Below are 12,138 nucleotides of genomic sequence, written 5' to 3'. Positions count from 1 at the left end.
GGACCCAAACCGGTTTGGGGAATCCGATGCTCCAAAAAAAGATAGAGCGGCGGCACGGTTATACTAGAGTCCGGCGCTCTTAAGGGATGGAGACGGTAATTGGTTTCGGCTGCGCGTATCCGTGTGATCCTTCGTCGCGTGCCGATCCTGATTCTGGCTATTGCCGTTCTGGCCGTCAGCACTGCCGCCGTCTTTCACACGCCGGCCGTGGCGCAGGAAGAACAAAGGCGTGGCTGGTCGCTGCGCGACTTGTTGTTTCTGCGCCGAAGCGAGCGGGTGGAGCCGCCGCGACTGATTCAGCCGCGACAGATTCAGAGGATCGGGCCACGCAAGCCAAAAGCCAGAAAGGCCCGTGCCGCGCCGCGCCGGCCGGCTGAGCCGGCAGCCCCGATTGTCGAGAAGGCGCCGGATGCCCGCACCGTTCTGGTGGTCGGCGATTTCATGGCGACCGGCCTCGCCGAAGGTCTCGACACCGCCTTTGCCGAAAACAGCAAGATCAGGATCGTCGTCCGCAGCAACGGTTCGTCCGGTTTCGTGCGTGACGATTTCTACAACTGGCCCGAACAGATCAAGTCGCTGATCGAGACCGAAAAGCCGGCGGCCGTGATCGTCATGCTGGGCTCCAACGATCGGCAGCAAATGCGCGTGAACGGTGAACGCGAACAGCCGCGGTCCGAAGCCTGGACCAAGGAATACGAGCGCCGCACCGAATCGTTCGGCAACGCCATTGCGTCGGCCAAGGTGCCATATCTGTGGGTCGGCATGCCGGCCTTCAAGGCGCCGAAGATGACGTCCGACATGCTGGCTTTCAACGACATCTACCGCTCGACGGCCGAAAGTCACGGCGGCGAATTCATCGACATCTGGGACGGTTTCGTCGACGAGGAAGGCGCCTTTGTCACCAGCGGGCCCGATATCAACGGCCAGCCGGTGCGCCTGCGCACCGACGACGGCATCTATGTCTCGAAAGCCGGCAAACGCAAGCTCGCCTTCTATGCCGAAAAACCCTTGCTGAAGCTCCTTGGAATGACGGCGCCTCCGGGCACACCGGCAGCTTATGCGCCGGCCGGCGCTCCCGTCGGGGCGCCGGTGCCGACACCCATGGCCGTCGATCGCACCGTGCCGATGCTGCTCAACGATCCGGCACTCGACGGCGGTACGGAACTTCTCGGCGCCGCAGCGCCGGCAAAGGCGGACGGGCCTGGCGAAAAACTCGTAGTCGAGGGCAAGGCATCAGCTGCTTCGCCCGGCCGCGCCGACGATTTTTCCTGGCCGCCAAAGGGACAGCCTGCGGCGGCGGCCGCACCCGAAACGACCACGGCGATCACTCCGTAAACCTGCCCCGGGCACCGGAAGGGCAGAAAGCGCCTCAGATGGCCGCGGGGAGTAGAGTTTCCAAACGGTCTCAGCGCGGCAGCACGCTCGATCCCATCAGCGCCTCGTCGATCGAACGCGCTGCCTGACGGCCCTCGCGGATCGCCCAGACGACCAGCGATTGACCGCGGCGCACATCGCCCGCCGCATAGAGCTTTTCGACGCTGGTCTTGTAGTCGCGATCATTGGCCTCGACGTTGTTCGAGCGGCGGCTGTCGATGGCGATCTTCATCTGGCCAGCCAGCTCTGACACCGGCCCGACGGTAGCCGGCCCGGCAAAGCCGATAGCGATGAAGGCGAGATCCGCGCGGATGACGAATTCCGTGCCGACGATCGGCTTTCGCTTCTCATCGACCTCGCAGCATTTGACGCCGGTCAACGCGCCGTCCTCGCCGATGAATTCGAGCGTCGCCACCTGGAACTCGCGTTCGGCGCCTTCCGCCTGCGAGGACGAGGTGCGCATCTTCGTCGCCCAGTAGGGCCAGACCGAAAGCTTGTCTTCCCTTTCCGGCGGCTGCGGCCGGATATCGAGCTGGGTGACACGAACGGCGCCCTGGCGGAAGGCGGTGCCGACGCAGTCCGACGCGGTGTCGCCGCCACCGACGACGACGACATGCTGGCCGCCAGCGACGATCGGCGGCGAGGGCCACGCCACCGACTGGATCGGCTCGCCGCCGATGCGCTTGTTCTGCTGCACCAGGTAAGGCATTGCGTCATGCACGCCGTCGAGATCGTCGCCGGGAATGTTGGCCGGGCGCGGCGTTTCCGAACCGCCGCAATAGAGCACCGCATCATACTCGGCGAGCAGCTCCGCCACCGGCTTGTCGACGCCGACATTGATCCCGCAATGAAAACTCACGCCCTCGCCTTGCATCTGCTCAATGCGCCGGTCGATGTAGTGCTTCTCGATCTTGAAGTCGGGGATGCCGTAGCGCATCAGCCCGCCCGGCCGGCTCTCGCGCTCATAGACGTGAACGTCGTGCCCGGCGCGGCCAAGCTGCTGGGCGGCCGCCATGCCGGCCGGCCCCGAGCCAATGACGGCGACGCGCTTGCCGGTCTTCTTTTCCGGCGGATAGGGCCGGATATGGCCGGTTTCATAGGCCTTGTCGGCGATTGCCTGCTCGATCGTCTTGATGGCGACCGGAATGTCCTCGAGGTTCAGCGTGCAGGCTTCCTCGCAAGGTGCCGGACAGATGCGGCCGGTGAATTCCGGGAAATTATTGGTCGAATGCAAATTGCGGATCGCATTGTCCCAGTCGCCATTGTAAACGAGGTCGTTCCAGTCCGGGATCTGGTTGTGGACCGGGCAGCCGGTCGGCCCGTGGCAGTACGGAATGCCGCAATCCATGCAGCGCGCGGCCTGTTTCTCGACCTCCTTGTCCGACATCGGCAGCGTGAACTCGCGAAAATGCCGGATGCGGTCGGAAGCCGGCTGGTACTTGTGCACCTGCCGGTCGATCTCGAGAAACCCTGTTACCTTGCCCATAGTCCAGTTCCTGCTGTCCAGATGGTGCGGTTTTCGCCGCACCCGTTAACCTCTTGAGGCAGCCATGGCAACCTTCAGCACGAGGTCAGGATTGTTGATGAGACCCGTGCCGGGAAGCCAGGCTTCCCGGCCGTCGCAAAAATCTATTCCGCTGCAACGCCCATGCGCATGCGTTCCATTTCGATCAGCGCGCGGCGGTATTCGACCGGCATGATCTTCCGGAATTTCGGCCGGAAAGCCGCCCAGTTGTCGAGGATCTCGCGGCCGCGCACCGAACCGGTGTAATGGACGTGGTTCGAGATCAGCTGATAGAGACGCTCCTCATCATGGCTGGTCATGTCGCCGGACACGTCGACGCGGCCTTTGTGGTCGAGGTCGCCGCCATGATGGAGCAGTTTCTCCATCAGGTCGTCTTCTTCGGGAACGGGTTCCAGTTCGACCATCGCCATGTTGCAGCGTTCGGCGAAATCACCCTCCTCGTCGAGCACATAGGCGACGCCGCCCGACATGCCGGCGGCAAAATTGCGGCCGGTCTGTCCGATGACGACGACAATGCCGCCGGTCATGTATTCGCAGCCATGGTCGCCAACACCTTCGACGACGGCGGCCACGCCCGAATTGCGAACCGCAAAACGCTCACCGGCGACGCCGCAGAAATAGGCCTCGCCCTCGGTCGCGCCGTAAAGCACCGTGTTGCCGACGATGATCGACTCCGCGGCGACGATCTTCGTGTTTTCCGGCGGGCGGATGACGATGCGTCCACCCGACAGGCCCTTGCCGACATAGTCGTTACCAGCGCCAATAAGATCGAACGAAACCCCCCGCGCCAGGAAGGCGCCAAAAGACTGGCCGGCGGTGCCGGTGAGTTTCACCGAGATCGTGTCCTCACGCAGGCCCTTGTGCTTGAAGCGCTTTGCCACTTCGCCCGACAGCATGGCGCCGGTCGAACGGTCGACATTGCGGATCGGCAGCTCGATGCTGACCGGCTGCCGGGCTTCCAGCGCCGGCTTGGCCAACTCGATCAGCTTGCGGTCGAGCACGTCGTCGATCGGATGCTTCTGCCGCTCGGTCCAGTGCACCGCCTCGTGCGGGGCATCGGGCTTGAAGAACATCTTGCTGAAGTCGAGCCCGCGCGCCTTCCAGTGCTGGATCAGCGCCCGCTTCTCCAGGAGGTCGGTGTCGCCGATGATCTGGTCGAGGTGGGTGTAGCCCATCTCGGCGAGCAGCGCCCGCACCTCTTCCGCCACGTAGAAGAAGAAGTTGATGACATGTTCCGGCGTGCCCTTGAAGCGCTTGCGCAACACCGGGTCCTGCGTCGCGACGCCGACCGGGCAGGTGTTGAGATGGCACTTGCGCATCATGATGCAGCCGGCCGCGATCAGCGGCGCGGTCGAGAAGCCGAATTCGTCGGCGCCAAGCAGCGCGCCGATGACGACGTCGCGGCCGGTGCGCAGGCCGCCATCGACCTGCAGCGCGACGCGCGACCTGAGGCCGTTGAGCACCAGCGTCTGGTGCGTCTCGGCAAGGCCCATTTCCCACGGGCTGCCGGCGTGCTTGAGCGAGGTCAGCGGCGATGCGCCGGTGCCGCCGTCATAGCCGGAAATGGTGATGTGATCGGCACGCGCCTTGGCGACGCCGGCCGCAACCGTGCCGACACCGACTTCGGAGACCAGCTTGACCGAGACATCAGCCGCCGGGTTGACGTTCTTGAGGTCGTAGATGAGCTGCGCCAGATCCTCGATCGAGTAGATGTCGTGATGCGGCGGCGGCGAGATCAGGCCGACGCCGGGCGTCGAATGCCTGACCTTGGCGATGGTGGCATCGACCTTGTGGCCGGGCAGCTGACCGCCCTCGCCGGGCTTTGCGCCTTGCGCGACCTTGATCTGCATCACATCGGAATTCACCAGATATTCCGCCGTCACGCCGAAACGCCCGGAAGCGACCTGCTTGATCGCCGAACGCTCGGGGTTCTTGCCGCCGCCCGGCAGCGGCAGGTAACGGTCGGCCTCTTCGCCGCCCTCGCCGGTGTTAGACTTGCCGCCGATCGTGTTCATGGCGCGCGCCAGCGTGGTGTGCGCTTCCCTGGAGATCGAGCCGAAGGACATCGCACCGGTCGAGAACCGCTTGACGATATCGGCCGCCGACATGACCTCGTCGAGCGCGACCTTCTTGCGCCCGGTTTCTTCGGCCAGCCTGATCTTGAACAGGCCGCGAATGCTCTGCGCCCGCGCCGTCTCGCTGTCGATCTGAGCGGAATAGTCCTTGAACGTCTGCCACGATCCCTGGCGCACGGCGTGCTGCAAGGTAGCCACCGCATCGGGCGACCAGATATGCGCTTCGCCGCGCATGCGGAACATGTATTCGCCGCCGACCTCAAGGCTGTTGCGCAGCACCGGGTCGTTGCCGAAGCCATCGGCGTGGCGGCTGACCGTCTCGGCTGCGATCTCTTCCAGCCCGACGCCTTCGATCAGCGTCGCGGTGCCGGTGAAATATTTTTGTACGAAATCGGTCTTCAGCCCGATGGCGTCGAAGATCTGCGCGCCGCAATAGGACTGGTAGGTCGAGATGCCCATCTTCGACATCACCTTGAGAATGCCCTTGCCGATCGACTTGATGTAGCGGGAGACGACCTCATTGGCGTCGACTTCGGCCGGCAGCTCGCCGCGCTTGTGCATGTCGAGCAGCGTGTCGAAGGCGAGATAGGGATTGATCGCCTCGGCGCCATAGCCCGCAAGGCAGCAGAAATGATGCACCTCGCGCGGTTCGCCGGACTCGACGACCAGCCCCACCGACGTGCGCAATCCCTTGCGGATCAGATGATGGTGGACCGCCGCCGTCGCCAGCAATGCCGGGATGGCGATGCGGTCCGGCCCGAGCTGACGGTCGGACAGGATGATGATGTTGTAGCCGCCGGCGACCGCCGCCTCGGCGCGCTCGCACAGCCGGTCGATGGCGCCCTGCATGCCGGCCGCGCCTTCGTTCGAAGCATAGGTGATGTCGATCGTCTTGGTGTCGAAACGGTCCTCGGTGTGACCGATGGAGCGGATCTTCTCCAGGTCGCCATTGGTCAGGATCGGCTGGCGCACTTCGAGCCGCTTGCGACGCGAATTGCCGACGAGGTCGAAGATGTTCGGCCTCGGCCCGATGAACGACACCAGGCTCATCACCAGTTCCTCGCGGATCGGGTCGATCGGCGGGTTGGTGACCTGGGCGAAGTTCTGCTTGAAATAGGTGTAGAGCAGCTTCGATCTGTCCGACATCGCCGAAATCGGCGTGTCGGTGCCCATCGAGCCGACCGCTTCCTGGCCGGTGGTCGCCATCGGCGACATCAACAGCTTGGTGTCTTCCTGGGTAAAGCCGAACGCCTGCTGGCGATCGAGCAGGCTGACGTCCCTGCGCAGCGCCCGCGGCTCGACCGGCTTCAGGTCTTCGAGGATGAGCTGGGTGTTGGCGAGCCAGCTCTTGTAGGGATGCCTCGTCGCGATCTCCGACTTGATCTCCTCGTCGGAAACGATGCGGCCCTTCTCCAGGTCGATCAAAAGCATGCGGCCGGGCTGCAGCCGCCACTTCTTGACGATCCTTTCCTCCGGCACCGGCAGCACGCCGGCTTCCGAGGCCATGATGACGCGATCGTCGTCGGTGACGATGTAGCGCGCCGGGCGCAGCCCGTTGCGGTCGAGCGTAGCGCCGATCTGGCGGCCGTCGGTGAAGGCCACCGCCGCCGGCCCGTCCCACGGCTCCATCAGGGCGGCGTGGTATTCATAAAAGGCCTTGCGATCTTGATCCATCAGCTTGTTGCCGGCCCAGGCCTCAGGGATCAGCATCATCATCGCGTGAGCGAGCGAGTAGCCGCCCTGCGTCAGGAACTCGAGCGCATTGTCGAAACAGGCGGTGTCCGACTGCCCCTCATAGGAGATCGGCCACAGCTTGGAGATGTCGTTGCCGAACAGTTCGGAATCGACCGAGGCCTGCCGCGCCGCCATCCAGTTGACGTTGCCGCGCAGCGTGTTGATCTCGCCATTATGGGCGACCATGCGATAGGGATGCGCCAGCTTCCACGACGGGAAGGTATTGGTCGAGAAACGCTGGTGGACGAGGATCAGCGCCGTCTCGAAACGCGGATCGGTCAGATCCTTGTAATAGGCGCCAACCTGGTAGGCCAGGAACATGCCCTTGTAGACGATGGTCCGCGATGACATCGACACGACGTAGAAGCCATTGTCGACGCCCTTGGTCTCTTCATGGATACGACCGGAAATGACCTTGCGCAGGATGTAGAGCCGCCGTTCGTAATCGTCGTCGCTCTCGATCTCGGCGCCGCGACCCAGAAACACCTGCCGCTGGACCGGTTCGGAAGCAGCGATATCAGGCGCCTTTGACAGCGATGAATTGTCGACCGGCACGTCGCGAAAGCCGAGCAGCGGCTGACCTTCGGCCTGCGCGACCTCGGCGATGATGCCTTCGATATGCGCCTGAAGCTCAGGATCGCGCGGCATGAACACATGGCCGACGGCGTAATGGCCGGGCTTGGGCAGTTCGACGCCCTGGCTGGCCATCTCGTCGCGGAAGAAGCGATCGGGAAGCTGCACCAGCACGCCGGCACCGTCGCCCATCAGCGGGTCGGCACCGACGGCGCCGCGATGCGTCAGGTTTTCGAGCATCGCCAGGCCGTCCGTGACGATCTGATGCGACTTGACGCCCTTCATGTTGACGATGAAGCCGACGCCGCAGGCATCGTGCTCATTGCGCGGATCGTAAAGGCCGTGGGCGGCGAACCCGGTAGGGGTCCGCCCGATCCTGGTCAGACCATTCGCGATCGACGGATTTTTGACGGCTGGCGCTTTCGTCTGCGCGGCCGGGCCGTTCGTCGCAGATGGCGTCACTTCCGTCATCGTCCTGTCCTCCATGCCAGCCCTTAGGGCGCTGGTTTCCGTTGGGAAGCGCATGAGCTTCCCTCTCATCATTGCGGCACGTCTTGCGAAATCCCGTCTTGCGAAATCCTTTGCCGAACCAGGCGGCCAGGTTCGCATCCGGCAATCGTACAGGCCAAAGCCAGGCTGTCTACCTGTCGCTCGCGGCAACGGCCGGAGAGGCCCAATGATACGCCAATCCAGCCTGTTTTGTGCGACAAAATAAGACAGTACTACTGTCCTAAATTTTTTATGACAGAAATTGCGGATGCGCACAAGACCGATTCGCAACAATCGTTGGCATCCAGAGACAGAAAATTACGCTCGACCCCGCCAAAACGCAAGCTTCAGTCGCGGCCTTAATGCATGTCGCGCAAAAGCATGCCCTCGGGCCTGACCCGAGGGTGTTCAGCGGTTTTGCGATAACGACATGCATGAAACAACAACCTAAAGCGCGTCGCACGAGGTTGGCCGAACGCGACGCGCTTTAGGGCCCGGCCTCTCGCTGGCTTTACCGCTTTTCCGGAGATTGGCACTTGCGAGCGGCATGCGAAAGCCGCCAAGGTCGCCTCGATTTTCCCAGCACAGGCAAACCCATGAATTTCGCTTCTGACAATTGGGCAGGCGCCCATCCCAGCATCGCCGCGGGCCTGTCGGCCCATGCCGGCGGCTTTTCCACCGCCTATGGCGACGGCGCCCTCGACGAGGCCGCATACCAGCGCTTCAACGAAATCTTCGAGCGCGAGGTCGCGGTGTTTTTCGTGGCCACCGGCACCGCCGCCAATTCCCTGTCGCTGACCGCCTACAACAAATCAGGCGGCATTTCCTTCTGCCATCGAGAGTCACATGTCATCGAGGATGAATGCGGCGCCCCGGAATACTTTACCGGCGGCTCACGGCTCTATGCCGTCGACGGTGCGCTGGGCAAGATCGATGCGAGTAAGCTGGACAGGGCGGTCGGCCGCTTCGCGCCTGAAATCGTCCATTCCGGGCGCCCGATGGCGGTGTCGATCACCCAGTCGACCGAGGTCGGAACCATCTACACACTGAACGAAATCGCCAGGATTTCGGCGATCGCCAAGCATCACAAACTGCCCCTGCACATGGATGGCGCCCGCTTCGCCAATGCGCTGGTCGCGCTCGATACAACGCCGGCGGAGATGACCTGGAAGGGCGGCGTCGACATCCTCTCTTTCGGCGGCACCAAGAACGGCTGCTGGTGCGCCGAGGCTATCGTGCTGTTCGACCTCGACCGCGCCAGGGAACTGGCCTTCCTGCGCAAGCGCGCGGCACAATTGTTCTCGAAATCGCGCTTCATCGCTGCACAGTTCGAAGCCTATTTCACGGACGAACTATGGCTCGACACGGCCCGGCATGCCAACGCCATGGCAGCACGCCTCGCAGCACTGATCGAGGATTCCGCGTCGGCGCGTCTGGCCTGGCTGCCGCAAGCCAACGAAGTGTTCGCGGTGCTGAAAAAGGCCAAGGCTGAACGGGTGCATTTGGCGGGTGCCGCCTTCTACGACTGGCACAAGCCGCACGACTTTGATGGCCATATCGGCGAGGACGAAGCGCTCTACCGTTTCGTCACCAGCTTTGCGACCACGGCCGAAGAGGTCGACCGCTTTGGCGAGCTAATTGCTGGATAGCGGCACCTTATCGTGAAAAGGGCGGCGCCAGGCGCCGCCCTTCGTCCCTGAGATCGTCTTTGTGACGCAGCTTACGCGGCGGTCTTGGCCTCGATCTGCTTGGCCTTCGCCGAAGACGCGGTGATCGCGATCTTGCGCGGCTTCAACTCCTCGGGAATATTGCGCTTGAGGTCGACGAAGAGCAGGCCGTTCTTCAGCGAGGCGCCGACGACGTCAACATGGTCGGCAAGCTGGAAGCGGCGCTCAAAGGCCCTGCTGGCGATACCGCGATAGAGCAGTTCGGAGCCTTCGCCATTGCCCTCCTTGCGCTCACCCTTGACAGTCAGGACGTTGCGGTGAGCCTCGATCGAGAGCTCATCGTCCGAGAAGCCGGCGACCGCCATCGAAATGCGATAGGAATCCTCACCGGTGCGCTCGATGTTGTAGGGCGGATAGGTCTGCGCACCTTCGGGCTGCGCAAGCGAATCGAGCATGGTGAACAGCCGGTCGAAACCGACGGTCGAACGATAGAGCGGGGAAAAATCAACGTGACGCATAGTGTGTTCTCCTGTTGAGCAACAAGGTTTGCGTATGGCCGGTGCGAAACCCGTGACGGCGTTCCGGATAGGCCAGCGGCCCCGACATGGGCGGCCGCAACAGACATTTGGGGAGCACCAGAAGGCATTTCAAGATTCTGCCGCCTCGATGAACGGCAGATGAACCGCGGCTTCGGCGGACGTTCAGCTAGGTCGCGCTAATCTGCTTCCAGGATCAAGGAACAGGCGGCGGTTACGGCGCCGCGCGTCCTCTCGGACACGCAAGCTGTACACTTTGATTGCGCATGATTCACGGCGAAATCGGCTGCGATTTCGGGGTTATGCGCGAGATGCCGCAACAGGGCCGACCGGGTGTAACGTCCCTTCCGCCCGGATCGACGGGGGGCCGGAAGCATGCCGCAAGCTGCTTTCGGCCTCACTCGCTGGCTGCCTCGTTCAGCCTTTCCAGCGCGTCCGGAATTCCTTTGCTTTCGCTGCCCTTTGCTTTTGCTGTATGGGGCGTCTATGCCTAGCAAAGCTTGCGCCCTGCAGGCAGCGACACTTAAAACGCAGCGCCGAATGACGGACCGCCTCGACAAAATCCCCCTTTTTTGCGAAATTCCGGGCAATCCGCTGCCGGAAAATGCCGCCGGTGGTTTCTTCACCACGCGCGACGGCAAGAAAATCCGTTATGGCCTCTTTGCCGCGGTTGCGCGCCCGCTGAAAGGCACCGTGGTCGTCTTGACCGGCCGCAACGAGTGCATCGAGAAATATTTCGAGACCATCCGCAACCTCGCCGACCGCGGCTTTGGCGTCGCCACCTTTGACTGGCGCGGCCAGGGCGGTTCCGACCGGCTAATCAGCGACCGCCAGCGCGGCTATGTCCGCAGTTTCTTCGACTACACCGGCGACCTGGAACAGTTCTTCGAGGAGATCGTGCTGCCCGACTGCCGGGGGCCGTATTACATATTGGCCCATTCGGCCGGGGCGGTGATCACACTGCTTGCCGGGCCGTCGATGGTGAACCGCGTACGCCGCATGGTGCTGATCGCGCCATTCCTGGCCGTTCCCGACCTGCCGGTCTCGACAACCACCGTTCGCCGCCTCTGCTCGCTGTTCTGTCTGCTGGGCCTTGGCCGGCTCTATGCCGCCTGGGGTCCGCGGCCCAGAAGAACCATACCGTTTGCCGCCAACATGGTGACATCGGATCCGGAGCGGTATCGACGCAACACGCTGATCTACGAAACCTACCCGCAGCTGGCGCTCGGCGGCCCGACGATCCGATGGCTGAAAGCGGCGGCTGAGGCCTCCGAGGCGGTCAGCGATCCCGACTTCATGGCCAGGATCCAGGTTCCCTTGCTGGTGGTCGCCGCCGGCGCCGACCAGGTCGTCTCGACGAAGGCGGTGGAAACCTACACCAGACGGCTGCGTCTCGGTTCGCTGCTGGTGATCGATGGCGCACGCCATGAAATATTGCAGGAAGCCGACTTTTTTCGCGAGCAGTTCTTTGCCGCCTTCGATGCCTTCATCCCGGGAAGCGACGACACCGCCTGATTGAGTGCCGTGCTCCCCCGGACGCGCAAAGAGCGCTCCAAATCATTGAAAATATGACTGGCTTGAAAAAATGCCCTACCTGGTCGATCGTCGGCCTACGCCTGCCGGGCGAAATCCATGATCCAATTGGTCTCCCAGGTCTTGCCGCCATCCGGTGAAAAAGCCTGCTCCCAGCGCGCCGATTTTTCAGTGATCCGCGACCACAGGAAACGAATTTGGATAGCGCGTCCGTCAAAAACGTCTTCACACAGGAACGTGCCGACGCCTGCTTCGAAGGCGCCGCGCATCGGAACATCGATGGTCGCCGGGTTGCGGCCGTCGAGCCACCAGATCGACCATTGTCTCGTCGCCGGATCGAACGTCCGCAGCGTGGCGGCGCGATAGGCGGCGCCGGGCAATTCAATGACATTGTCGTCGACATTGCCGAGGCCGCCAAGGATCGGGCGCACCTCGCATGTCCCGCCAAACACGTCCCAGTTGGTGTCGCCTTGCAGGCGCTTCTGCAACCTTCGATGGCTGACGTTCCAGCGTCCGAAGAAGAAATCGAAATCGGCCCGGCCATCTGCTGGAGCATTTTCTGCTCGAGCATTTTCGGAACGGCTGGCTGTTGACTGCGTCGGCATGTGATTCCCTTCGGTGATATTGTCTCC

Annotated in this window: 7 protein-coding genes; 3 read left to right on the top strand and 4 right to left on the bottom strand. The window is 62.9% G+C overall.

What is annotated here, in order from left to right; all coding sequences use genetic code 11:
• The first annotated feature begins 99 nt into the window (after positions 1 to 99).
• On the top strand, positions 100 to 1,335 hold the full coding sequence (locus AC0L16_RS17835; RefSeq protein WP_473622262.1) for an SGNH/GDSL hydrolase family protein: 1,236 nt from the start codon (positions 100 to 102) through the stop codon (positions 1,333 to 1,335).
• A 70-nt stretch (positions 1,336 to 1,405) separates the two neighbouring features.
• Here the strand turns inward: AC0L16_RS17835 and AC0L16_RS17830 are convergent, their stop codons facing one another.
• The gene (locus tag AC0L16_RS17830) at positions 1,406 to 2,860 is read right to left on the bottom strand and encodes a glutamate synthase subunit beta (RefSeq protein ID WP_473622260.1); all 1,455 of its coding nucleotides are present in this window, start codon (positions 2,858 to 2,860) and stop codon (positions 1,406 to 1,408) included.
• A 143-nt stretch (positions 2,861 to 3,003) separates the two neighbouring features.
• Positions 3,004 to 7,752, bottom strand: coding sequence for a glutamate synthase large subunit (gltB, locus tag AC0L16_RS17825; protein ID WP_473622259.1), 4,749 nt, complete (start codon positions 7,750 to 7,752; stop codon positions 3,004 to 3,006).
• 614 nt (positions 7,753 to 8,366) lie between these two features.
• Between gltB and AC0L16_RS17820 the strand changes: the two genes are divergently transcribed.
• Complete coding sequence (locus AC0L16_RS17820; protein ID WP_473622258.1) at positions 8,367 to 9,419, top strand: threonine aldolase family protein; 1,053 nt, start codon at positions 8,367 to 8,369, stop codon at positions 9,417 to 9,419.
• Between the two features lie 71 nt (positions 9,420 to 9,490).
• Here AC0L16_RS17820 and AC0L16_RS17815 read toward each other — a convergent pair whose 3' ends face one another.
• On the bottom strand, positions 9,491 to 9,955 hold the full coding sequence (locus tag AC0L16_RS17815; RefSeq protein ID WP_128169805.1) for an Hsp20 family protein: 465 nt from the start codon (positions 9,953 to 9,955) through the stop codon (positions 9,491 to 9,493).
• A 558-nt stretch (positions 9,956 to 10,513) separates the two neighbouring features.
• On the opposite strand from AC0L16_RS17815, the gene AC0L16_RS17810 reads away from it, so the two are divergent.
• Positions 10,514 to 11,488: an alpha/beta fold hydrolase gene (locus AC0L16_RS17810; RefSeq protein ID WP_473622256.1), complete on the top strand. Its 975-nt coding sequence runs from the start codon at positions 10,514 to 10,516 to the stop codon at positions 11,486 to 11,488.
• 95 nt (positions 11,489 to 11,583) lie between these two features.
• Here the strand turns inward: AC0L16_RS17810 and AC0L16_RS17805 are convergent, their stop codons facing one another.
• Positions 11,584 to 12,111, bottom strand: coding sequence for a DUF1579 domain-containing protein (locus AC0L16_RS17805; protein WP_473622255.1), 528 nt, complete (start codon positions 12,109 to 12,111; stop codon positions 11,584 to 11,586).
• Between the last annotated feature and the right edge of the window lie 27 nt (positions 12,112 to 12,138).

The organism is Mesorhizobium sp. WSM4848, assembly GCF_055811375.1.
This window is presented reverse-complemented; position numbering and strand designations above follow the sequence as displayed.